Here is a 23,991-nt window from a genome sequence, read left to right on the forward strand (position 1 = left end):
TGTGATGAAATGCGACCCCACTCTCTATCGCGCTGCGCCGCCATCACTCGCCGTGAAACCCCGTCTGATTCGCCATCTGTTCCTGCCCCCCTGGTCATCGCCCTGATGATCGGATTGGGTTACCTCGGCTTCTGGGTCAGTGAACACTACGGGATTCGCAGCCTTAGCGAGAACGGCCAGCGTCAGCTCGAACTGCACGCCCGCGCCGTCGAGAGCGAGATCAGCAAGTACACCTACCTGCCCAGCCTGCTGGAACTTGAATCCAGTGTTTCAAAACTGCTGGCCGACCCGTCACCGGAACACCGGCAAACGGTCAATGATTACCTCGAAGGCCTGAACCGGCGCAGCCGCAGTCGGGCCATCTACGTGATGGACACCACCGGCCGCGTCATGGCCACCAGCAACTGGCGCGATGTCGACAGTTACCTGGGCGAAGACCTGTCCTTTCGCGCCTATTTCCAGAACGCCGTGCGCGGTCAACCGGGGCGCTTCTACGGGATCGGCAGCACCAACGGCGAACCCGGTTACTACCTGGCCCACGGCCTGGAAGAACACGGCAAGATCATCGGCGTCGCGGTGGTCAAAGTCCGCCTGGAAGCCATGGAAGAACGCTGGCAGCGTGCGCGCCTCGAAGCCTTTGTCAGCGACGAGAACGGCATCATCATTCTGTCCAGCGATCCGGCACGACGGCTCAAATCGGTGGTTCCGTTGAGCGAAGAAACCAAGGAAAAGCTGGCCCGCAGCCTGCAGTACTACTGGTTCCCGCTGAACGAATTGCAGCCACTGGCCCGGGAAAAACTGGCCGAAGGTGAAGAAAAACTGACCTTCCCCGCCAACAGTGAAGTGGAGTCAGACGAAGAGGACATCAGCTACCTCTCGCAGACCCGCCCCCTGAGCGACACCCCGTGGAACTTCACTCTGCTCACGCCGCTCCAGGATTTGCGCCGTGAAGCGATCAATCAAGGGATTCTGGTGGCAGTGGCGTTTGCCCTGGTGGCGTTCCTGCTGATTGCCTGGAACGAGCGGCGCAAGGTGATCGCCACCCGCCTCGCCGCCCGTGAAGCCCTGCAGCAAGCCAACAATCAACTGGAGCGTCGGATTACCGAACGCACCACGGATCTGCGCGCCAGCAACGAACGCCTCAAGGGGCAGATCCGCGAACGGCGTCAGGCTGAAGAGACGTTGCGCCGCGCCCAGGATGAGCTGGTGCAGGCCGGAAAACTCGCCGCTATCGGCCAGATGTCGACCAGCATCGCCCACGAACTGAACCAGCCGCTGGCGGCGCTGCGCACCTTGTCCGGCAATACCGTGCGCTTTCTCGAGCGCGGTCAACTGGACGTGGCCAGCACCAACCTGAAGACCATCAACGAATTGATCGACCGCATGGGCCGGATCACCGCCAGCCTGCGCTCCTTCGCCCGTCGCGGTGACGACAAGGGCCAGGCGTGCCTTGGCAAAGCGGTAGATGCCGCGTTGCAACTGCTGGGAGGTCGCGTGGAAAGTGTCCATCTGCAACTGCATCGTGACTTCAAAGACGTGCAGGTGCAGATCGACCAGACCCGCCTCGAGCAGATCCTGGTCAACCTGATCGGCAATGCCCTCGATGCCATGCAGGCGCAACCGCTGCCCGAGCTGTGGCTGGAAGGCGAAGCATTTGATGGCAAATATCGCCTGCGCGTGCGCGACAACGGCCACGGTATCGACGCCGAAGCACGCAAGCATTTGTTCGAACCGTTCTTCACCACCAAACCCGGCGAACAAGGCCTGGGCCTGGGCCTGACACTTTCCGCCAGCCTGGCCGCCGCCACCGGCGGGCACCTGGGTGTCGAACACCCGGCCAGCGGTGGCACCACCTTCGTCCTCAGTTTACCGTTGGTAAGCCCCACTCACGCCGAGCCAATATGAACAACGAACTTAGTGTGCTGATCGTCGAAGACGACCCCCATGTGCTGCTCGGCTGCCAACAGGCGCTGACCCTGGAAGACATTCCCTGCGTGGGCGTGGGCAGCGCCGAAGAAGCGCTGGAGCGGGTTGGCGACAATTTTGCCGGCATCGTCATCAGCGACATCCGTCTGCCGGGCATCGACGGCCTGGAACTGCTGACCCGGCTCAAGGCGCGCGATAGTAGCTTGCCGGTGGTGCTGATCACCGGCCACGGCGACATCTCCATGGCCGTCGGCGCAATGCAGAAAGGCGCCTATGACTTCATGGAGAAACCTTTCTCCCCGGAACGCCTGGTGGACGTCGCCCGCCGCGCGCTGGAGCAACGCAGCCTGGCCCGGGAAGTGTCTTCGTTGCGCCGACAACTGGCGGAGCGCGATTCCCTCGAAGGTCGGATCATCGGCCGCTCACCGGCCATGCAGAACCTGCGCGAACTGATCGCCAACGTCGCCGATACCTCGGCCAACGTGCTGATCGAAGGCGAAACCGGCACCGGCAAGGAATTGGTTGCGCGCTGCCTGCACGACTTCAGTCGCCGCCACACCAAGCAATTCGTCGCGCTGAACTGCGGCGGCCTGCCGGAGAACCTGTTCGAAAGCGAGATCTTCGGCCATGAAGCCAACGCGTTCACCGGCGCCGGTAAACGACGGATCGGCAAGATCGAACACGCCGACGGCGGCACGCTGTTCCTGGATGAAGTCGAAAGCATGCCCCTGCCCTTGCAGATCAAACTGCTGCGGGTGTTGCAGGAGCGCACCCTCGAACGCCTGGGTTCGAACCAGAGCGTGGCCGTGGATTGCCGGGTGATTGCCGCGACCAAGTCCGACCTCGACGAGTCGAGCAAGGCCGGCGAGTTTCGTAGCGACCTGTATTACCGCTTGAACGTGGTGACCCTCGAATTGCCGCCGTTGCGCGAACGTCGCGAAGACATCCTGCAACTGTTCGAACACTTCCTGCAGCAGTCGTCCCTGCGCTTCGACCGCGCCGTGCCGGAACTGGACAACCAGACCCTGTCGAACCTGATGAGCCACGACTGGCCGGGCAACGTGCGCGAACTGCGCAACGTCGCCGAGCGTTTTGCCCTTGGCCTGCCGGCCTTCAAGAAATCCGGCACCAGTGGCAGCAATCAGGGTCTGGCCTTCGCCGAAGCAGTGGAAGCGTTCGAACGCAACCTGCTCAGCGACGCCTTGCAACGCAGCGGCGGCAACCTGACCCAGGCCAGCCTGGAACTGGGAATGGCCAAGACCACGCTGTTCGACAAAGTGAAAAAATACGGGCTGAGCCACTGATGGACCTGATCCTCAAAGCAGCGCTGGGGGCGGCGGTGGTCGTCATCCTCGCCGCACTGGCCAAGACCCGAAACTATTACATCGCAGGCCTGGTGCCGCTGTTTCCGACTTTTGCGCTGATTGCGCATTACATCGTCGGCAAGGGGCGTTCGCTGGAGGATTTAAAGACCACCATCGTGTTCGGGATGTGGTCGATCATTCCGTACTTCGTTTACCTGGCGACGTTGTACGTGATGGTCGACCGGATGCGGCTTGAAGCGTCGCTCGCCATCGCGGCAGTGGCGTGGCTGATGGCGGCCACCGTCCTCGTCACCGTCTGGGTTCGCCTCCACGCTTGACCATCCCACCCTGTGGCGAGGGAGCTTGCTCCCTCGCCACAATGAATTTCAGTGCAGCAGACGGCTGGCCCGCCCCTTGCATTTACCCCCAAAAGCCCCCTCGGCCGGCTTTCATGATGGATGAAGCCGGTGTCTGGGAGGGTCTGCCAAGGGTGAATTGCGACCTTGAACATTTTAGATCTCGACCACAGCCTGACGGCCCAGGCGCCCATCTCGCGGCTGCTGGAAAGCGGCCGTGCCAAACGCCTCGACTTGCTCGACCTCGGCCCGAAACTGCGGCTGTGGTCCAGCGAACGGACCTGGCGGCGGTTCGCCGAACGCTTGCAGCAACGGCCCCGGCACAGCGGCCCGCAACCGGAAATTTTCTTCGTCGGTTCCGGTGATTACCACCATTTGACCCCGGCATTTCTGACCGATTTGCCGGAGCCGGCAAGCCTGATCCACTTCGACAACCACCCCGACTGGGTCCGCTTCGCCCCCCGTCGGCATTGCGGTTCGTGGGTCAATCAGGCACTGAAACTGCCGAACATCCAGCGCATCGTCACCCTCGGCCCGTGCAGCGACGACCTGCAGAATCCACAGCTCAAGGGCGGCAATGTCCGGGCGCTCAAACGCGGCGTGTTGCAGCTGTTTCCGTGGCAGCGCCCGCCCTCGAAAGTGTGGGGCCGGGTCGGTGACGGCGCTGGCCATCGACAGCAGGAAAACCTGCTGCACTGGCGCAATCTGGCGGAGCTCGACTGGCCGGTGTTTCTCGAACAAATGATCGCCAGCCTGCCCACCCGCGCAGTGTGGATCACCCTCGACAAAGACGTGTTGGCCTGCGAAGACGCGGCGACCAATTGGGACCAGGGCGGCATGCGCTTGAGCCACTTGCTGCAAGCCATCAAAGCCTTGGCGGCCAGCAAGCGAATCCTCGGCATCGACATCTGCGGCGAGTACGCCCGACCCGCCTTCAGCAACGCCCTCAAGCGCTGGGAAGCCAAATCGGACCAGCCCCCGGCCGAACGCTGGAGCGAAGCGGATCTGCTGCGCAACGCGACGACCAACCAGGCGTTGATCGATCTGTTCGAGGAGTTGTTTCCATGACCTTCACCGTGATTGTGCTGGTGGCGTTTTCCATTGTGCTGGACGTCATCGGCCAGCTCTGTTTCAAGCTTGGCCTGGATCGTTTACCGGCGCTCGAAGGCGGGTTTCGCCTGAATGCGTTCTGGGGCCAGGTATTCAACGCGCCGCTGCTGTGGTGCGGGATCGGCGCCTACGTAATCGAATTTTTCGTCTGGCTCGAAGCCCTGTCCCGGGCGCCGCTGAGCCTGTTGTTTCCAGCGGCGGCGCTGGCGTACTGCGGCGTGGTGCTGGCCGGCAAACTGATCCTCGGCGAGACCGTCAGCCGGCGGCGCTGGCTCGGCACTTTAGTGATTACGGCGGGCGTGATGCTCGTGTGTGTCACCCATGCATGAGGCTCAAGCGATGATCAGGAACAAGACCGACTGGCTGCATGAACGCCTCGGTACGGTGGTGCTGTGGGCGTTGTTGATCGGGTTTGAAAGCGCCGGCCAGATCGCCACCAAGGTCGGTGGAGATCAGCTGGGGCAGATGGATTTCAACCTGCAATGGCTGCTGGCTGTGGCGGTCAATCCCGGGGTGTGGTTTGCGATTGCCTGCTACATCGGCGCGTTTTTCGTGTGGATGCTGATCTTGCGGCGCAGCAGTCTGTCCCTGGCGTTCCCGCTGAGTTCGCTGGTGTTTGTCGGGGTGTTGCTCGGTTCGTGGCTGGGGCTGGGCGAGCAGATCAGCGTGCTGCACTGGGTGGGGTGGCGGTGATCATGGGGGGATTGCGTTGCTGGCCGAAGGCGAAGAAACCTGAAAATCACCGCAATTCCTGTGGCGAGGGAGCTTGCTCCCGTTCGGCTGCGCAGCAGTCGTAAAACAGGCTGGCGAGGTATTTCTGGAAGAATGACTTGCCAAGTTTGGGGGCCGCTTCGCGACCCGGCGGGAGCAAGCTCCCTCGCCACAAGTGCTTAGTTGAACTTGTAGGCCAGTGCCGCCTGCACTTCCCCTTGGTTGGTCTCACCGAGCTCTTTGACAAGGCTGCTGTCCGCCGCAGAACCCGTCAGGTGAATCCAGCTCGCGCTGGTCAACAACGACCACTGCGGCGCCAGCGGAAACTCGAAACTCTGAGTCAACGTCACATTCTGCAAACCACCGCCCGCGTTGTACGGCCGAATCCCCGAGGCTTGTGATTCATTGGCACTGACGCCGAAGAACGTCTGACTCTGCCGCGCATCCGCAAAATGCGCGGTCAGACCGGAGCTGCCAATCACCCCGCCACCCAGTGGATAACCCACCTCCCCGCCAACACGCCCCAACACCCCGCCCTGGCCGCCGCGCCCTCCAACCGCTTGCCCGACCGAGGCAAACACCCGCCAGAAATCAGCCGGCGCGTACTGCACAAAACCGCCCACCTCGCCCATGTCCGGCACATCGCGCAACCCCTGCAGTTCGCCGTTGGACGTGCGCCCCGGCAGGTAATTCACGAACGGTCCGGCGCTGAAACCCTTGGTGTTCAACGCGTCCCAGGTCAGCCCGTCGTCCGTACTGAGGCTGACATTGCCCCAATCCAGATCGAGGTAAGGCACCGGCCGGGTTTCGTAGCGGCTACCGGTCGGATCGTGGGGCTGATAGCTGAGGCCAGCCCCCGCCTCACCGGTGATGCCGTCCGCTGAAACGCTGCCCGAAAGGCACGTCAGCGCGGCAAATAGAACAACAGTAATCCTCGACATGAGGCCATTCCTTGAACTGGATGTGCGCGCATCAATCCCCGAATCGCCCCTCTCGCGCAAGCACTCATGTTGTTTGTAGCCACCTACAAAAATTGTAGCTTCACCGCCATCCACACCCGCCTGAACCCCAGCCCCGCTGGGCCAAACCCGGTTGGCACAGTCCCTGCTCTACCCCCTTGGCAAGCGCAAACAGCGCCTCCTGCCAAGATAGGTACAACAGATGATTGACTGGCATATCGTGTGTGATTTCGACGGGACCATCACCCGCACCGACGTGATCGACAGCATCCTCCAACGGTTCGCCGACCCGAGCTGGGAAGCGATCGAAAACGAGTGGCTGGCGGGTGACATCGGTTCCCGTGAATGCCTCAGCCGCCAGCTCTCGCTGGTCAAGGCCACACCGGGCGAACTGCTCGGGTTCTTCGACACCATCGAGATCGACCCGGACTTCCCTGACTTCGTCGACCACGTCATCGGCCTCGGCGCTTCCCTTGAAGTGGTCAGCGACGGCATCGAGCAAGGCATTGCACGGATCCTGGCGCGCCACTACGTCAGCCTTTTGCCGATCCTCGCCAACCGCCTGCGGCAGCTCGACCACCAGAGCTGGCGCATCGACTTCCCTCACGCAAGCGATGCCTGCCGCGCCGCGTCCGGCAACTGTAAATGCAAATCCACCCCCAGCGCCAAACGGGTGCTGGTGATCGGCGACGGTCAGTCCGACATGTGCGTGGCCGCCACCGCCGATTTCGTATTCGCCAAGGATCGCCTGGCCGAGCACTGCGAGCGCAACGGCATCGCCTACGCCCGCTTCGACAGCTTCGCCGATCTGCCTGCGTTGCTCGCCCTGCTGCCAAGCGCCAGCGCCGCCAACGCCACCTCTTTCAACGTAGAAACACAGGAACGCTTCCACCATGTCTGATATTCGAATCGCCACACCTGAAGACCAGGTTCTTCTGGATAAAGAAGCCAAGTACTGCTCCTACGGCGACACCGTTCACTACATCGATCCGCCGCGCATTTTCAGCCGCTGCGAAGGCTCCTACGTCTGGGACACCGAAGACCAGGCCTACCTCGACCTGCAAATGTGGTACTCGGCGGTCAACTTCGGTTATGCCAACCCGCGCCTGAACAATGCGCTAAAACAGCAGATAGACACCCTGCCGCAGATTGCCAGCCAGTACCTGCACAAGGGCAAGATCGAGCTCTCGGAAATGATCGCCGTGGACGCGAAAAAGAAGTTCGGCCTCGACGGCCGGGTGCACTTCAACGTCGGCGGTTCGCAGTCCATCGAGGACTCGCTGAAAGTCGTGCGTAACGCCACCAATGGCAAAAGCCTGATGTTCGCCTTCGAGGGCGGTTACCACGGTCGCACCCTCGGTGCGTCGTCGATCACCTCCAGCTACCGCTATCGCCGCCGCTACGGCCACTTCGGCGAGCGCGCCAATTTCATCCCGTTCCCGTATCACTTCCGGGGCCCGAAAGGCATGACCAAGGAAGAGTACGGCAGCCATTGCGTGCAGCAATTCGCCCGCCTGTTCGAGACCGAATACAACGGCGTCTGGGACCCGAAAGTCGGCCAGAGCGAATACGCCGCGTTCTACGTCGAGCCGGTCCAGGGCACCGGCGGCTACGTGATTCCGCCGATGAATTTCTACAGCGAACTCAAGCATGTGCTGGACCAGCACGGCATTTTAATGGTGGTCGATGAAATCCAGATGGGCTTCTGGCGCACCGGCAAGCTGTGGTCGATTGAGCACTTCGATGTCAAACCGGACGTCATCGTCTTCGGTAAAGCCTTGACCAACGGTCTCAACCCATTGGGCGGCATCTGGGCCAGGGAAGAGCTGATCAACCCGAAAATCTTCCCGCCAGGCTCGACCCACTCGACCTTCGCCTCCAATCCGCTGGGCACGGCGGTCGGCCTGGAAATGTTCAAGATGACCAGCGAAGTCGATTACGGCAAGAGGGTCATGAACAAGGGCAAATACTTCCTCGAAGGCTTGAAAGACTTGCAGAAACGCTACCCGATCATCGGCGACGTCGATGGCCTGGGCCTGGCACTGCGTTGTGAAATCTGCGGTCCGGACGGCTTTACGCCAGACAAGGCAACGCTCGACTTCATGGTCGAAGAAGGCATGAAAGGTGACATCGAAATTGACGGCAAACGCTTGGGCCTGATCCTCGATGTGGGCGGTTACTACAAGAACGTGATCACCCTCGCGCCGTCGCTGGAAATCAGCTACCCGGAGATCGACCTCGGCATCGCGCTGCTCGACCGTCTGCTTGATCGGGCGATGAAACGATGACCCCCTCTTTTTCAAGGGCAGACGAGATCGACATGGGCGAAGGCAGCGCCGGTTTCGTTCTCGGCAACGGCGAGGTCGCGGTGTTGTTGATCCACGGCCTCACCGGCACGCCGACCGAATTGCGACGGGTCGCGATGGGCCTGGCCAAGGCCGGCTGCACGGTCTATGTGCCGACCCTGGCCGGCCACTGCGGGGACAACGCCGACCTGCAAGCCACCGGTTGGCACGACTGGTACGAGAGCGCGCGCAACACTTTTGTTGGTGTGCGACGCAAGCATGAGCATGTGTTCGTCGGTGGCTTGTCGATGGGCGCGGTGCTGGCGATGTACCTGGCGGCCGAGCATCCGGGGCAGATCGAAGGCTTGCTGCTGTATTCGACCACCCTGCGCTACGACGGCTGGAACATGCCTTGGGTCGCCAAACTGAGCAGCCTGGTGATGTCGATTCCGTTTGGCGTGCACCTGTGCCGCTTCAACGAAAAATCACCGTTCGGCATCAAGGACGAACGCTTGCGCGCCATTGTCGAACGGCAGATGAAGGCCGGTGAAAGCGCCAATGCCGGATTGCTGACCATGTCCGGCGTGAGTGTCCGGGAACTGCATCGATTGGTGGCCGCGGTGAAAAAGCGCATGCCGCAGATCACCACCCAGGCGCTGGTGCTGCACTCACGGGAAGACGACATCACCAGCCGCTGGAACGCCGACTATGTCGAACGCAAACTCGGCGGCCCGGTAGTGAAAGTCCTGCTCGACGATTGCTATCACATGATCACCGTCGACCTGCAATACCGCCGGGTCGTGGAGCTGAGTGCGGACTTTATCCAGCACCGGTTCATGCAACAAGTCACCGCCCCGCAACCCATGCGCCAGGACTATCGGCAACTGGCCTGAACACATTTGAAGAAGCTACGCATGCCCACCCTGTTACCCACCATGGCAGCCGTCCCCCAACCCCTGTAGGAGCGAGCCTGCTCGCGATGCACTCAAGAGCGCCGCGTTTCTTCTGTAACCCCACGTTATCGTTAACGACCATCGCGAGCAGGCCCGCTCCTACAAGGAAACGATGTGATCACTGCCCTTGCCTATTCAACCATCGAAGCCATCGACCGCAGTGCCTGGAATGCCTGTTTCCCCGGCGAACTGGAGGACTGGGATTATTACCGGGCCGTTGAACAGGCAGGCATTGCGGATTTCCGGTGGCGCTATCTGGCGCTGTACGAAGACGAGGTGTTGGTCGCGGCGGCAGTGGCATTCACCACCGCGTATTCGCTGGACACCACGGTTCAGGGACCGGGTAAACGCGTCACCGAGCAGTTGCGCCGCTGGTGGCCGGGGCTGTTGGACGTCCGCTTGTACGCCCTCGGTTCGCCGGTGGCCGAGCAATGCCATGTGGGGACCACACGCCAGATCGACCCCGCACGGCGTCCGGCCTTGCTTGAGCAATTGTTAATCCTGGCGCGCAACGACGCCGACCAGGCCGGAATCGGTCTGCTGGCGGTCAAGGACGCGTCCCATCGCGATCCACAGTGGTTGCAGGTGTGTCAGGCGGCCGGTCTGCAAAGCATGCCCGGCCTGCCCAGCGCCGAACTGCCGATCCGTTTTGGCTCCGTGGACGCTTACCTCGGCACGCTCGGCAAATCCACCCGTAAAGACCTGCGCCGCACGTTGCGCGGGCAAGGTCCGCGCATCGAATGGCGGCGCACTGTGGAAGACCTGCTCCCACACATGATGGCGCTTTACGAAGCCACCCTTTCACGCAGCGACCTGACCTTTGAACGCTTGCCATCGGACTACTTCCGCCAAGTCCTCGAATACCTCGATGAACGCGCCGCGTGCGTGCTGTACTGGGTCGGCGATGAGCTGGTAGCGTTCAACCTCGTGCTGCTGGACGAGCAACGCCTGGTCGACAAATTCTTCGCCCATGACCTGACCCGGACCCGCGAGCACAATCTGTACGTGCGCAGCTGGCTGGCCAATGTCGACTACTGTATTGAACACGGCATCCCGATCTATGCGTGCGGTCAGGCCGGCTATGCCAGTAAGCTGCGCCTGGGTTGCTCGTTCACCGGCAACACCGTGTTTTTCCGCCATCGCAACCGAGTGCTCGACGGTCTGTTGCGACTGGTGAAAATGTTCATTCGACCGGACCGCTCCGACCCTGCCATGGCTGCTGCATTAAGCGAAACTTCATGATCAAAAACCGCCCCGCCACCGCCCGACCTTTCGCCCTCTCCGGCTGGAGCCTGCAGCGCAAACTGGTGTTGGCGTTCTGGCTGGTCAGCGTGATTCCGACCATGATCGCCGCAGAACTGGCGGCCACCACCCTGTCGCAGATTTTCGACAGCAACGTGCGGATCTGGCTGCAGGAATCGACCCAGATCGTCGAGGACGAGATCACCGAGATCCGCCGGGATAACGCCCGGGCCGCGCAGTTGTTCCTGCGCTACACCCGCCCGCCGACGGACCGGTTATCGAGCAAGCACGACAAACTGACCACCGACATCGCCGATTCCATGGGTATCGACGTGGTGGCGCTGGTGCGCAACAGCGATCACAAAGTGGTGTTCAGCACCGCCGCCGATGACATCGTCCGGCAAATCAGCACCGAGTCCAAGGCGTTGTTGCAGACCCTGCAAGTCGGCGGCATCCCCACCGGCACGGTGGTCTCGACCTTCGAGACCGATCAGGACGGCGTCGACTACAAACTGGTGATCGCCACCTATCTGGACAGCAGTTTCCTCACCAGCGTCGCCGATGTGCACTCCCTCGACCTGCGCCTGTACCTGGCCAAGGCAGATGACTTCTCGGAGATCTTTTCCACCCAGCGCTTCGAAGATCACCCGGCGGCGGTACCGGAAAAAATCGAACAGACCCTGCGCAACACCAAGCAGCCGATTGAACAATTCACCAATCGCTACAGCGGCATCTACCGGCCGATCCTCAATGAAAGCGGTGAGCTGCAAGGCGTGATTTTCAGCGGTCTGCTGCGCCACACCAGCCTGGTCGGGCTGGTGAACCAGAGCAACCTGTTCATCCTGATTTTCCTGCTCAGCTCGGCGGCGTCCCTGGCGGTCGGCTGGATTGTTTCGCAACGCCTGACCAAGCCGTTGCGCGGGTTGTCCAAAGGCGTGCAAGCGGTGATTGCCGGGGATTACCGCCAACGCCTGGCGGTCACCGGCGGCGACGAACTGGCGGAATTGAGCAGCACCTTCAACCACATGAGCGAACGCCTCGGCGAGTTGCAGCACCTGGAATCGCAACTGCGCCGCCGCGACCGTCTGCATGCCCTGGGTGAAGTCGCCATGGGCCTGGCCCATGAAATCCGCAACCCGCTGGGCATCATCAAGACCGCCACGCAACTGCTGCACCGGCGCGCCGATTTGCCCGAGACCGACAAGCGTCACCTGGAATACGTGGTCAGCGAAGTCAGCCGCATCAACGACCTGATCACCGATTTCCTCGACTTCGCCAAGCCCAGCGCGCCGATGCGTTCGACCCAGGCGGCGCGGCCGCTGGTGGATGACCTGGTCGGCTTCTGCGCCCCGGAGCTGGCCAGCCATAACATCGATGTGCACATCGACGATCAGGCCCCCGGCGCGACCCTTCATGTCGACGCGCGGCAACTCAAGCAGGCCGGCCTGAACCTGATCGTCAACGCCATCGACGCCATGCCCGACGGTGGACGGCTGACCGTGGCGATCAGCAGCGAATCGCCGTACACCGTAATCAGCATCAGCGACACCGGCCAGGGCATCGAACCGGATATGCTCGAACGGATCTTCACGCCGTTCGTCACCACCAAGGCTTCGGGTACCGGCCTGGGGCTGGCGAAGGTGTTCTCGATCATGGAAGGTCATGACGGGCGCATCGAATGCGTCAGTGAAAAAGATGCCGGGACCACCTTCACGCTGTACATTCCGGCCAACGGTGAAGACTTCGACGAGGGCAGCGATGACACATAACGTACTGGTGGTGGACGACGAGCCCAAGCTCTGCGACTTGCTGGCATCGGCCCTGGGTCAGAACGGCATCCAGGTGTTCACCGCCGGCAACGGCTTGCACGCGCTCAAGGTGCTGGAGTGCGAGGACATCGACCTGGTGATCAGCGACTGGCGCATGCCCGGCATGGACGGCCCGCAGTTGCTGGCGGAAATCAAAAGCCGTTTTCCGCAGCTGCCGGTGATCGTCATGACCGCCTACAGCACGGTGAAAAACGCCGTGCAGTCGATGCGCAACGGCGCCTTCGACTACATCGCCAAGCCGTTCGACATCGACGAACTGGACATCACCGTCAGCAAGGCCCTGCAATTTCGCGACATCCTCAAAGACAACCAGCGCATGCGCGCCGAGCTCGATGAGCATCAGCAGATTGACAGCCTGATCGGCGACAGCCCGAGTTTTCGCCGGGTGCTGCACGCCATCGATTCCGTGCGCGAAAGCAACGCGACGATTCTGCTGACCGGCGAAAGCGGCACCGGCAAGGAAATGGTCGCCCGGGCGATCCACAAACACGGTAACCGCGCTGACAAACCGTTTGTGGCGGTGAACTGTGCGGCGATCCCGGAAGGGTTGCTGGAAAGCGAAATGTTCGGTCACCGCAAAGGCGCGTTTACCGGCGCCGTGGCGGATCGCGTCGGGCGCTTCATGCAGGCTGACAAAGGCACGTTGTTCCTTGATGAAATCGGCGAAATGCCGCTGGCCTTGCAGGCGAAAATCCTCCGGGCCTTGCAGGAACGGGTGATCGAGCCGGTGGGCGATCCGCGCGAGCGCAAGGTCGATGTGCGGGTGATTGCCGCGACCAACAAGAACCTGCTGGACGCGGTGGCCAACAAGGAGTTTCGCGAGGACCTTTATTACCGCCTCAATGTGTTCCCGATTCCCTTGCCGGCCCTGCGCGAACGTGTGGAAGACATCGCGCCGCTGGCCCGGCATTTTGCTCACACCCTGGGCGCCACGGCAGGCAAGCGTTTTACCGGATTCAGCGCGGAAGCCTTGCAGGCCATGGCTCATTATTCGTGGCCAGGGAATATTCGTGAGCTGCAGAACTGCGTGGAACGAGCGACGATTGTCGCGTCGGGGGCGGTGATTGAAGAGGAAGATTTGCCGGCGTATCTGTTTGCCTCAAATGCCGGCACCAGCGGTGCGCTGGTCACCGAAGGCAGCGTGCCGGCGGATCTGGAAGCGGCGTTGGCGGAGGTCGAGAAGGCTTACATTCTGGCGGCGCTGGCGCAGAGCAATGGTGTACAGGCTGCGGCGGCGCAGTTGATCGGGATCTCCGAGCGCAGCTTCTGGTATCGCCTGAAGAAACTGGGCATCCACGTCGACAAAATCGTCAGGTAACCGCTCCCCCCTGTGGCGAGGGAGCTTGCTCCCGCTCGGCTGCGCAGCAGTCGTAAATCCAGCGAATGCGGTCTGCCTGGCTACAACGGTGCTGACATTGGGGCCGCTTCGCAGCCCAGCGGGAGCAAGCTCCCTCGCCACAGAAACACTCCCGGTAATTAGCTCACGGTCCCGCCCTTCGATTCGCTCATGATCTGCCGAATCGCCCCGACAAAGGTTTCGACCGGCTGCCCGCCCGTCACCGCGTACTGCCCGTTGAACACCACCGTCGGCACCGAACTCACCCCGCGCGCCAGCCACAACTTCTCTTCTTTGAGCACCTCTGTGGCGAATTCATCGGACGCCAGAATCGCCTCCGCCCGCTGCCGATCCAGCCCCACGCTTTCAGCCATCAGCGCCAACTGCTTGTGATCCGACGGATTGCCGCCCTCAGTGAAATACGCCTTGAACAGCGCTTCCTTCAGATTGAACTGCAACCCTTCCAACCCCGCCCAAAACAACAACCGATGCGCATCAAAGGTGTTGTAGATGCGGCTGTTGCCATCAGTGCGAAACGCGAACCCGACCTCGGCGCCACGGGCGCGGATCATCTCGCGGTTCTTCTGCGACTGCTCCGGGGTCGAGCCGTACTTTTCAGTGATGTGTTCGGTGATGTTCTGCCCTTCCGGCCCCATTTTCGGGTTCAGTTCGAACGGCTGGAAACGGATCTCGGCCTGGACCTCATCGCCCAGCAAATCCAGGGCCCGGGTCAGGCCATACAGACCGACCACGCACCATGGGCAGGACACGTCGCTGACGAAATCGATTTTCATGGGGGTACTCATCATTCACCTCGCAGGCTTGGATCGCGCCGGAAAGTTTGAACGATACACCTGAAAGACCGAGGTGGCAGCCATTCCCCGTCCCCCTGTGGGAGCGAGCCTGCTCGCGATGGCGTCGTGTCAGTCGCCATCTGCTTGACTGATACACCGCCTTCGCGAGCAGGCTCGCTCCCACAGGGGATTTTCGGTGTTTTTGGACGTGTGTTTAGTTCTGTTTAAGGTTACTTCCTGAAAGCTACAGCGCCTTGCGCCGTCGCCTACAACAACGTCAGAATCCGCTGGCTTGTGCGCCTGGGTGGCCGTCGGTAACTTGGTTCGTGTCACTGATTCCCAGTGATCGGGTTTAGTAGCCCGGCTAATACGCTTACGGTTGCACAAGTGTCATCCCGTCAGGTTTTCACCTGCACTTGATGGTAGCTGTGCGCATGGCGCCCTCGGGCGCGCCGGGTTTTGGGCGTATTTTACCGGTCTACTAACTTGCGCACAGCTGCCACCCCTCCGTTTAGTAGCGAGACAGGTTGCGGCTCTACTATTAGGAAAAATACCCCATGTTCAAAATTACTCCGAACCCACCGGAAACCGACGACGTCTCCCCCTACGAAACCCCGGACTCCAAAAAACTCAACGAAGCCGCCGACCGCGCCCTCGATTTCTACCTCAAACCGGTCATTCCCAAAGACACCCCACGCAAACCCAGCACCATCTACACCATCGCCCCCGACATCGATCAAGAAACCCTGCTGGCCAACGCCTGCGAATCCCTGGCGTCAGCGAGCGTGATGCTGAGTGATTTCGCCGGGTTGCTGGAAGGCCCGCAGCGCAACACTGTGCTCGGCATTCAGCAGTCCGTCATGCTGGGTGAACTGGCGGTGAACCGGATGCTGGATAACTTCGTTCCATCGACATAACTCGACTGGAGTGAGGCGCTTTTGTGGCGAGGGAGCTTGCTCCCGCTCGGCTGCACAGCAGTCGTAAAACCGGCCAATGTGGTTTGCCTTATACACCGCATGCGCAGGATTGGGGCCGCTTCGCAGCCCAGCGGGAGCAAGGTCCCTCGCCACAGGGTTTTGTCCCACAGTTGGATTTGGGGGTTACAGGAGGTTCGGAGTGGGCACCGGATCGATCTGTGCCCAATGCGAAGTGTCTTCGCGGTGGGCCTGCAAATACGGCAACACCGCCGCCAGCAACGGCGCCTTGAACGCCTCCTGGAACCGATGCGCCAACCCCGGAATCAGCTTCAACTGACTGCCACGAATATGCGCCGCCAGATGGACGCCATGCATCACCGGCAACAGCGGATCCGCCGTGCCGTGAACCACCAGCGTCGGCACGCGCAACTGGTTAAGCAGCGCCACACGACTGCGCTCGGCGAGGATCGCCATGATCTGGCGCTTCACGCCCTCCGGGTTGAACGCCCGGTCATAGGACAACGCCGCTTGATGCAGCAACGCTTGCCGATCATCACTGACGGTCGGGCTGCCCAGCGCTGCCAGCAAATCGGCCTGCTGTTCCAGCGCCACTTCGCGATTCGGCGCGCTACGCCGCGACAACAACTGCACCAACGCCGCACTCGGCGCCGGCAAGCCTTCGGCCCCGGAACTGGTCATGATCAGGGTCAGGCTCTCGACCCGTTGCGGCGCCATCGCCGCCATGTGCTGGGCAATCATCCCGCCCATGCTCGCGCCCAGGACGTGAAACTGCTCAACCTTCAACGCATCCATCAGGCCAAAGGCGTCGTCCGCCATGTCGGTCAGGGTGTACGGCGCCGCCACCGGCAGACCGAGTTTGTAGCGCAGCACTTCAAACGTCAGGTTGGCGTCGGCGGGCGTTTGCCGCCAGGTCGAGAGGCCGACGTCGCGATTGTCATAACGAATCACCCTAAAACCCTGCTGACACAGCGCGACCACCACCTCGTCAGGCCAGTGAATCAACTGCCCGCCCAGGCCCATCACCAGCAACAACGCCGGGTCGGACGCACGGCCAATGCTCTGGTACGCCAGGCTCACCTGCGCCAGATCGGCCTGTTGGGTGGGAACATTGACATCGCAACGAGACGCCGCCAAAGACGGCAGGCCAAACAACAGCAAGGCCAGAAAAATGAATGCACGCATGAAAAAACACCGAAACGCAGAACCCCAGTAGAGCGCGAGTCTGATGAAGTTTGATCAAGCGCGCTGCCACAGTTACGTGACAGTTTGATGAAGATTGCCGAGCGGTCATTTTCGGGACCGCGTTATCGTTCATCGCGAGCAGGCTCACTCCCACAGGATCGATGTCGTACACAATATTTGTGATCGACCTAGATCCAATGTGGGAGCGAGCCTGCTCGCGATGGCGTCCGAACAGACGCTACATCGGCTAAGCCAACTGACTGCGCAACTGCCGCGCCGCCGCCACCATGTTCACCAACGCCGCCTCGGTCTCCGGCCACGCCCGGGTCTTCAGCCCGCAATCCGGGTTCACCCACAACCGCTCGGCCGGAATGCGCTTCACGGCTTTGCTCATCAACTTGACCATCTCAGCCGTGTCCGGCACCCGTGGCGAGTGGATGTCGTAGACGCCCGGCCCGATGTCGTTCGGGTAGTCGAACGCTTCGAAGGCCTCGAGCAATTCCATGTCCGATCGCGAGGTTTCGATGGTGATCACGTCGGCATCCATCGCCGCGATGGACTCGATCACGTCGTTGAATTCGCTGTAGCACATGTGGGTGTGGATCTGGGTTTCGTCGCGCACACCGGAAGCGCTCAAGCGGAAGGCTTCCACCGCCCAGTCCAGGTATTCCTGCCATTGCGCCCGACGCAGCGGCAAGCCTTCGCGGAACGCGGCTTCGTCGATCTGCACGATCTTGATGCCGGCACTTTCCAGGTCGACCACTTCATCACGCAGGGCCAACGCCAACTGCTGCGCCTGGATTTTGCGCGAGACGTCTTCGCGCGGGAACGACCACATCAGCATGGTCACGGGACCGGTGAGCATGCCTTTCATGACCTTGTCGGTCAGGCTTTGCGCATAGGTGATCCAGTCGACGGTCATGGCGTTCGGACGGCTCAGGTCGCCGTAGATGATCGCCGGTTTGACGCAGCGCGAACCGTAGCTCTGCACCCAGCCGAAACGGGTGAACAGGTAGCCGTCCAGTTGCTCGGCGAAGTACTCGACCATGTCGTTGCGCTCGGCTTCACCGTGCACCAGCACGTCCAGGCCCAGGCGTTCCTGGACTTGCACCGCGTGACGGATTTCGCTGTGCATGGCATCGGTGTAATCGTTGGCCGACAGCTTGCCTTGCTTGAACGCCTGGCGGGCCAGACGGATCGAACCGGTCTGCGGAAACGAGCCGATGGTGGTGGTCGGGAATGCCGGCAGTTTCAGCCGAGCGCGTTGCTGCTCGATGCGTTTGGCGAACGGCGAGTGACGTTGGCTGTCCGCTGCGCTGATCGCATTGATGCGTGCCTGCACGTGGGCTTTATGGATACGCGGCGACTCGGCGCGGCTCGTCTGAATCACTCGGCTCTGGGCCAGAGCCGCTTGTACTTTGGGCGATTGCGGGTCGTTCAGGGCATCGCGCAACACGGCGATTTCACCGCACTTCTGCACGGCGAAGGCCAGCCAGCTTTTCAGTTCAGGATCGAGTTTGTCTTCCCGTTTCAGGTCCACCGGGCTGTGCAGCAGCGAGCAGGAACTGCTGACCCACAGGTTGTCGCCAAAGCGCTCTTGCGCCGGTTGCAGTTGCGCGAGCACTTGCTCCAGTTCGCAACGCCAGACGTTGCGACCGTTGACCAGACCCACCGAAAGAATCTTGTAGGTCGGCAGACGGTCCAGCACCTGACCGAGTTGATCCGGCGCCCGCACCGCGTCGATGTGCAGGCCTTGCACCGGCAGGCCGACTGCCAGGCCGAGGTTGTCTTCCAGGCCACTGAAGTAGGTCGCCACGAGCTTTTTCAGCGGCGAGTATTGAAGGATGTGATAAGCGCGCTCGAAGGCGTTTTTCCAGGCTTGTGGCAGGTCGAGGGTCAGGATCGGTTCGTCGATCTGCACCCATTCCACGCCTTGGGCGGCGAGGCGGCCGAGGATTTCACCGTAGATCGGCAGCAGGCGTTCGAGCAGGTCGAGCTTGTCGAAGTCGTTGCCTTTGGCCTTGCCCAGCCACAGGTAAGTCAGCGGGCCGATGATGACGGGTTTGACGTTGTGGCCGAGGGCCTTGGCTTCGTCGACCTCGTCGAACAACTGTTCCCAGCTCAGTTTGAACTGTTGGTCAGCTGTGAATTCCGGGACCAGGTAGTGGTAGTTGGTGTCGAACCACTTGGTCAGCTCCTGGGCATATTGGGCCTGGGTGTGTTCGCCACCGCAGCAGGCCGCCGTGGCGCCTCGGGCCATGGCGAACAGGGTGTCGAGGGTCGGCAGGCCGCGCGCATCCTTGGCGCTGTCGAAACGCTCGGGGATCACGCCGAAGGTCAGGGAATGGGTCAGCACCTGGTCGTACCAGGCGAAGTCGCCGACGGGCAGCAGGTCGATGCCGGCGTCTTTCTGCAACTGCCAGTGGGTGGCGCGCAGTTGGCGGCCGACGCTTTTCAGCGCGTCCTGATCGAGGTCGCCCTTCCAGTAGGATTCGAGGGCTTTTTTCAGTTCGCGGTCAGCGCCGATGCGCGGAAAACCAAGTGTGTGGGCCAGAGCCATGGTGAATTTCTCCCTGTAAAAGATGGCGCTATTGTCGACAGCCAACCCAACATGAGACAAACTCAACCTTTTCGTGTTGATCACAAGTTTTCCTCATGGAGCCCCCCGGTGCTTGAAATCCGCCACCTGAAGACCCTGCACGCCTTGCGCGAAGCCGACAGCCTGGTCGATGCCGCCGACCGTCTGCACCTGACCCAATCGGCCCTGTCCCACCAGTTCAAGGAACTGGAGGAGCGCATGGGCATGCCGTTGTTCGTGCGCAAGACCAAACCGGTGCGGTTCACCAGCGCCGGGTTGCGCCTGCTGCAACTGGCCGACGCCACCCTGCCGCTGCTGCGCGGTGCCGAACGCGATATCGCGCGGTTGGCGGGCGGCACCGCGGGCCGTTTGCACATGGCAATCGAGTGCCACAGTTGCTTCCAGTGGCTGATGCCGACCATCGATCAGTTCCGCGATGCCTGGCCGGAAGTCGAGCTGGACCTGGCTTCGGGCTTCTCATTCGCGCCGCTGCCGGCCCTGGCCCGTGGCGATCTGGATTTGGTGGTGACCTCCGATCCGCTGGAACTGGCCGGGATCACCTACGTGCCGTTGTTCACCTATGAAGCGATGCTCGCGGTGGCCAATCAGCACCGTTTGGCGAACAAGGCCTACATCGTGCCGGAAGACCTGCTCACGGAAACGCTGATCACCTACCCGGTGGAACGCGACCGGCTGGACATCTTCACCCGTTTCCTGGAACCGGCCGACATTGAACCGGCGCAGGTCCGCACCTCGGAACTGACGGTGATGATGATGCAGTTGGTCGCCAGCGGACGCGGCGTCTGCGGCATGCCCCATTGGGCGCTGCATGAATACAGCTCGCGGGGTTACGTGAAGGCCAAGCGGCTGGGCGAGAAAGGATTGTTTGCGACGCTGTATGCGGGGATTCGTGCGGACATGCTGGATGCGCCGTACATGCGCGACTTCTTGCTGACGGCCAAGGACACATCGTTCTCGACACTCGACGGCGTCAGCGCAGTCCGCTGACACACCGCAACCGCTGTAGGAGCGAGGCTTGCCCGCGAAAGCGGTGTATCAGCCAAGTAGATATCGACTGTCACGACGCCTTCGCGGGCAAGCCTCGCTCCTACAGGGGTCTGTGGTGGGTTTAGAGCTCGCGCCACATATGGATTTTGTCGAAGTAGTCTTCGCCGACGCGCACCGCCATGGGTTCGAGGCCGAACTGTACGAAGCCGCAACGCTGGTACAGGTTGAACGCCGCCTCATTGCCGGCGGTGACGGTCAGCTGGATCAGCCGCAGGCCTTTATGGTTCTGCGCTTCATCCAGCGCGGCTTGCACCAGTTGCTGACCCAACCCGCGCTGCCGGACTTTGCCGGACACATACATGCCAAACAGCGTCGCCTTGTGCCGGGCCTTTTCCCGGGGTTCGAAGGCAAGGCCGACGATGCCTGACAACGCGCCGTCCTCGAACGCCCCGAACACCACATCCAGCTTGCTGGTCAGGCGCGACTCCCACCAACTCAGCGGCATTGTTGCGCGCTCGCGCACACTCGAAGTGAAGGCCTGCGGGTGCAGGTCGTAGGCTTCCAGCATCAGCGCCCGATAGTCCAGCGCATGGCTGGCATCCAGTCGTTCAATCCACATGATCAGGCCGTCCGTCGTTGCTCAAGCATCAGCCGTACCGCCAGCGCGGACAGGACAAACCCCATGAAATAACGCTGCAGCGCCAGCCAGGTCGGGTTGTTGACGAACCACGACGCGATGCCTGCCGCGAAGATCGCGATCAGCAGGTTGACGCAGAAACTGACGCTGATCTGGGTCAGGCCCAGCACGATGCTCTGGGTGAACACCGAGCCATGCTCAGGCGTGATGAACTGTGGAAACACCGACAGGTAAAACACCGCGATCTTCGGGTTCAGCGCGCTGGTGAGAAACCCCATGGTGATCAGTTTGCGCGACGAGTCCGGCGGCAACTGCTGCGCTTCGAAGGGTGAACGTGCGCCGGGTTTGACCGCCTGCCACGCCAGCCACAACAGATACAGCGCGCCGGCCCATTTCAACACTTCGTAGGCCATCGGCACGGCCAGAAAGACAGCGGTCAAACCGGCCGCAGCGGCGAACAAGTGCACGAAGAATCCCGCCACCACGCCGAGCAACGAAGTCACGCCGGCCTTGCGCCCCTGGCAGATCGAACGGGAGATCAGGTAGATCATGTTCGGCCCCGGCGTCAGCACCATCAGCAACGCGGCAGCGGCGAAAATCAGCAAGTCTTGAAGTGGGATCATGGGGCAGTCCTAGTCCGTGGATGATCAGGCGATTGCAGTCAGCGAAGCTCGATAAAACGGCAGGATCAGGTCCCGTGTCAATGGCGCCAACGAGAGATCGCCGTCGGTGGCCGGATCAATCCAGCGCACCTCTTCAATCTCCGCGGCGGGCGAGACGTCTGAATCGATGGTCAGCAGAAAGAGTTCAGCCTGGACGACAAAACCCGGCTCGTTGGCCGCCGGTGCCGAGAAGCGGCCCAGGTAGGTGGCGTGCGCGGGGTCGATGACCAGTCCAAGCTCTTCTTCCAGCTCACGGGCCAGGGCGTGAACCGGTTGTTCATGGGCCTCAATCTTGCCGCCGGGTTGCATGAAGGCTTCGGTGCCGCGTTTGCGGACCAACAGCGTGCGACCGTCAGGGCCGATCAGCAGGGCGGCGGCGATGCGGATGGTGCGGGGGGAAGGGGCGGATGAAAGCGTCATGGATCTGAGTGTGCCTTGAGTGAAAGGCGCAAAGGATCACATGGGTGTCGCGCCGGCGTCACGGGGGAAAATAGCGGTCTAGCCCTTTGTGGGAGCGAGCCTGCTCGCGATAGCGGTCTTTCAGTCGACATCCATGGTGAATGTCAGGCCGTCTTCGCGAGCAGGCTCGCTCCCACAGGGGTCAGTGTTGAGTCTTCCAAAGGCGGATCAGGGCTGAGCTTGAACCACCAGCGGCGCTTCGAGGATTGCGGCTTCCACTTCCTCCGGCACTTTCACAAAAACGCTGTATTTCGCCCCTTCCATCGCTTCGAACGCGATCAGTTTCTCCACCAGCGGCCCGCTCAGCACCTTCCCCGCATTGAGCAACAGCATGCCGTTATCGGCATTGAGGTTGCGCGCCAGAATCATGCCGGTCGCCAGGTCCCGGGTGGTCAGTACCTTGACCGTCGGATCGGCCAGTGACACATCGCTCTGGTAGGCGGCGCAGACCTGAATGAAGTCCTCCACCAGATCAGGATCGTAGAGACGACCGGCGTACTGGCGGATATAGACCAGGGCTTCATCGCTGTTCATCTGGCGCTCAAGGATCAGCCCACGCTGCAACTCGATGAAATCCACCGCCAGTTTCAGCCACCGCGACCCGAGCGGAATCGCCTCGCCCTTGAGCCGGTCGGGGAAACCGGTGCCATCCCAGCGCTCCTGATGGTGAAGGATCAGGCGCGCCGCATCCTTCATCGGATCGAGGGTCATCAGCAACGATTCGCTCTGCTTCGGATAACCGCGATAGCGTTCCTGATCGTTGTGGTGCAGCAAATCCGCAGGCGCGGTCATCATGCTGTCGGTCCAGCTCAGCTTGCCGATGTTGTAAAGCGCCGCGGCCATGGTCAGGTCGCGGGTACTGCCCTCGTCCACGCCATGGAGTTTGCAGTACACCCGCACCAGTTCGATGATCTGCCGGTTCGTCTGCTTGGCCGGTGGCAAACGCAGGTTGGCCAGCAGCGAGAACACCTCGGTGCCGGTGACATAGCTGTGTTTGAGCTCTTCGTAGGCCAGGTCGAGCATGTCGGCGGTCTGCTGCAGCTCGGCGGTGCGGGACGCAACGTGTTTCTCCAGGGTCGCGTTGAGCAACCTCAATTCTTCGTTTTGCTCCCAGGTCTCCTGCACCAGATGCAGGCGTTCGCGCTCGGAACGCTGGTAGGCGAGGGATTGTCGCAACGTCAGCAGCAATTCCTCATCGTGCCAGGGTTTGCTGATGTATCGGTCAATCTGCCCGTCGTTGATTGCTTTGACGATCATCGTCAGGTCGGCATAACCGGTCAGCAAAATGCGCAGCGTGTCGGGATGGCGCTGGTGAATGTGCGCCAGCAGCGTGGCGCCGTCCATGTTAGGCATGCGCGCATCGCTCATCACCAGGTCGACGGGCTGTTTCGCCATGATATCCAGGGCTTGCTCCCCGCTGGTGGCCAGCAATACTTCGTAGGGCTGGCCGCGCAAGAGCCGGCGCAGACTGTTGAGGATAGACTCCTCGTCGTCGACCAGCAGAATCGTGGGTTTATCGGCAAAAGTAGTGGGGAGTTGCTCTTCCATGGCATTACCTCAAGCAAAACGGGCGTCGTCGCGTCAATCATCAGCCAGAACATTCCGTTTCTGGCGCTGCCTGAGCTACAGGCTAGATGATTTCCAGCGACGCCCCTGGAAATGATTCGTTTCAGGCGACCGGGCGAAGTGCTGCACAGGCGACTATGCTCAGTTCACTCGGAT

Annotated in this window: 20 protein-coding genes and 2 pseudogenes; 14 read left to right on the forward strand and 8 right to left on the reverse strand. The window is 61.4% G+C overall.

Translation table 11 applies throughout. From position 1 onward, the window contains the following. Positions 1–4 precede the first annotated feature (4 nt). The 6 genes and pseudogenes from HP062_RS14080 to HP062_RS14105 all read left to right on the forward strand — a co-directional run bounded on the left by HP062_RS14080 (position 5) and on the right by HP062_RS14105 (position 5,432). A pseudogene (locus tag HP062_RS14080) lies at positions 5–1,905 on the forward strand (ATP-binding protein). 44 nt (positions 1,906–1,949) lie between these two features. Beyond that, positions 1,950–3,230 carry a sigma-54 dependent transcriptional regulator gene (locus HP062_RS14085; RefSeq protein ID WP_256666180.1) on the forward strand — a complete coding sequence of 427 codons (1,281 nt, stop codon included), beginning with the start codon at positions 1,950–1,952 and terminating at the stop codon, positions 3,228–3,230. Positions 3,231–3,238: 8 nt separating this feature from the next. Continuing rightward, positions 3,239–3,568, forward strand: a complete 330-nt coding sequence (locus tag HP062_RS14090) for a GlpM family protein (protein ID WP_169857921.1) — start codon at positions 3,239–3,241, stop codon at positions 3,566–3,568. A 165-nt stretch (positions 3,569–3,733) separates the two neighbouring features. After that, positions 3,734–4,654 carry an arginase gene (locus tag HP062_RS14095; protein WP_172791559.1) on the forward strand — a complete coding sequence of 307 codons (921 nt, stop codon included), beginning with the start codon at positions 3,734–3,736 and terminating at the stop codon, positions 4,652–4,654. Beyond that, on the forward strand, positions 4,651–5,025 hold the full coding sequence (locus HP062_RS14100; RefSeq protein ID WP_083375843.1) for an EamA family transporter: 375 nt from the start codon (positions 4,651–4,653) through the stop codon (positions 5,023–5,025). The genes HP062_RS14095 and HP062_RS14100 overlap by 4 nt, the downstream gene beginning before the upstream one ends. Before the next feature lie 10 nt (positions 5,026–5,035). After that, positions 5,036–5,432, forward strand: a pseudogene (locus HP062_RS14105) (transporter). A 154-nt stretch (positions 5,433–5,586) separates the two neighbouring features. Here the strand turns inward: HP062_RS14105 and HP062_RS14110 are convergent. Further along, positions 5,587–6,348: a MipA/OmpV family protein gene (locus HP062_RS14110; RefSeq protein ID WP_172791560.1), complete on the reverse strand. Its 762-nt coding sequence runs from the start codon at positions 6,346–6,348 to the stop codon at positions 5,587–5,589. 220 nt (positions 6,349–6,568) lie between these two features. Here HP062_RS14110 and HP062_RS14115 point away from each other — a divergent pair, with 220 nt between their 5' ends. The 6 genes from HP062_RS14115 (at position 6,569) to HP062_RS14140 (ending at position 13,993) form a co-directional block, all read left to right on the forward strand. After that, entirely contained in the window at positions 6,569–7,267 is a 699-nt protein-coding gene (locus HP062_RS14115; protein WP_010457714.1) for an MtnX-like HAD-IB family phosphatase, read from the forward strand. Further along, the gene (locus tag HP062_RS14120; protein ID WP_154912366.1) at positions 7,260–8,654 is read left to right on the forward strand and encodes an aspartate aminotransferase family protein; all 1,395 of its coding nucleotides are present in this window, start codon (positions 7,260–7,262) and stop codon (positions 8,652–8,654) included. Before HP062_RS14115 ends, HP062_RS14120 begins: the two co-directional genes overlap by 8 nt. After that, on the forward strand, positions 8,651–9,544 hold the full coding sequence (locus HP062_RS14125; protein ID WP_145308514.1) for a carboxylesterase: 894 nt from the start codon (positions 8,651–8,653) through the stop codon (positions 9,542–9,544). Before HP062_RS14120 ends, HP062_RS14125 begins: the two co-directional genes overlap by 4 nt. Before the next feature lie 174 nt (positions 9,545–9,718). Further along, positions 9,719–10,846, forward strand: a complete 1,128-nt coding sequence (locus tag HP062_RS14130; RefSeq protein ID WP_102595829.1) for a GNAT family N-acetyltransferase — start codon at positions 9,719–9,721, stop codon at positions 10,844–10,846. Beyond that, a complete protein-coding gene (locus HP062_RS14135) occupies positions 10,843–12,615 on the forward strand; it encodes an ATP-binding protein (protein WP_102595828.1) in 1,773 nt (590 codons plus the stop codon). The genes HP062_RS14130 and HP062_RS14135 overlap by 4 nt, the downstream gene beginning before the upstream one ends. Beyond that, a complete protein-coding gene (locus tag HP062_RS14140) occupies positions 12,605–13,993 on the forward strand; it encodes a sigma-54 dependent transcriptional regulator (protein WP_077749832.1) in 1,389 nt (462 codons plus the stop codon). Before HP062_RS14135 ends, HP062_RS14140 begins: the two co-directional genes overlap by 11 nt. Before the next feature lie 158 nt (positions 13,994–14,151). On the opposite strand, the gene HP062_RS14145 is transcribed toward HP062_RS14140, so the two are convergent. Beyond that, positions 14,152–14,817, reverse strand: a complete 666-nt coding sequence (locus HP062_RS14145; RefSeq protein ID WP_172791561.1) for a DsbA family oxidoreductase — start codon at positions 14,815–14,817, stop codon at positions 14,152–14,154. Positions 14,818–15,362: 545 nt separating this feature from the next. On the opposite strand from HP062_RS14145, the gene HP062_RS14150 reads away from it, so the two are divergent. Then, the gene (locus HP062_RS14150) at positions 15,363–15,722 is read left to right on the forward strand and encodes a DUF6124 family protein (protein WP_172791562.1); all 360 of its coding nucleotides are present in this window, start codon (positions 15,363–15,365) and stop codon (positions 15,720–15,722) included. A 183-nt stretch (positions 15,723–15,905) separates the two neighbouring features. On the opposite strand, the gene HP062_RS14155 is transcribed toward HP062_RS14150, so the two are convergent. Next, positions 15,906–16,925 (reverse strand): alpha/beta fold hydrolase, encoded by a 1,020-nt coding sequence (locus HP062_RS14155; RefSeq protein ID WP_010457723.1) that lies wholly within the window; start codon positions 16,923–16,925, stop codon positions 15,906–15,908. A 247-nt stretch (positions 16,926–17,172) separates the two neighbouring features. After that, entirely contained in the window at positions 17,173–19,485 is a 2,313-nt protein-coding gene (gene metE, locus HP062_RS14160) for a 5-methyltetrahydropteroyltriglutamate--homocysteine S-methyltransferase (RefSeq protein WP_172791563.1), read from the reverse strand. 108 nt (positions 19,486–19,593) lie between these two features. Between metE and metR the strand changes: the two genes are divergently transcribed. Beyond that, positions 19,594–20,511, forward strand: coding sequence for a transcriptional regulator MetR (gene metR, locus HP062_RS14165; RefSeq protein ID WP_010457725.1), 918 nt, complete (start codon positions 19,594–19,596; stop codon positions 20,509–20,511). A gap of 121 nt (positions 20,512–20,632) precedes the next feature. Here the strand turns inward: metR and HP062_RS14170 are convergent, their stop codons facing one another. The 4 genes from HP062_RS14170 to HP062_RS14185 all read right to left on the reverse strand — a co-directional run bounded on the left by HP062_RS14170 (position 20,633) and on the right by HP062_RS14185 (position 23,817). Further along, a complete protein-coding gene (locus HP062_RS14170) occupies positions 20,633–21,130 on the reverse strand; it encodes a GNAT family N-acetyltransferase (RefSeq protein ID WP_010457726.1) in 498 nt (165 codons plus the stop codon). A 2-nt stretch (positions 21,131–21,132) separates the two neighbouring features. Further along, on the reverse strand, positions 21,133–21,771 hold the full coding sequence (locus HP062_RS14175; RefSeq protein WP_010457727.1) for a LysE family translocator: 639 nt from the start codon (positions 21,769–21,771) through the stop codon (positions 21,133–21,135). Between the two features lie 24 nt (positions 21,772–21,795). Next, positions 21,796–22,230: an NUDIX domain-containing protein gene (locus tag HP062_RS14180; RefSeq protein WP_102594176.1), complete on the reverse strand. Its 435-nt coding sequence runs from the start codon at positions 22,228–22,230 to the stop codon at positions 21,796–21,798. Positions 22,231–22,437: 207 nt separating this feature from the next. Continuing rightward, complete coding sequence (locus HP062_RS14185) at positions 22,438–23,817, reverse strand: HD domain-containing phosphohydrolase (protein ID WP_172791564.1); 1,380 nt, start codon at positions 23,815–23,817, stop codon at positions 22,438–22,440. Positions 23,818–23,991 lie beyond the last annotated feature (174 nt).

It is taken from the genome of Pseudomonas sp. B14-6, from assembly GCF_013260315.1.
Lineage (GTDB): Bacteria > Pseudomonadota > Gammaproteobacteria > Pseudomonadales > Pseudomonadaceae > Aquipseudomonas > Aquipseudomonas mandelii.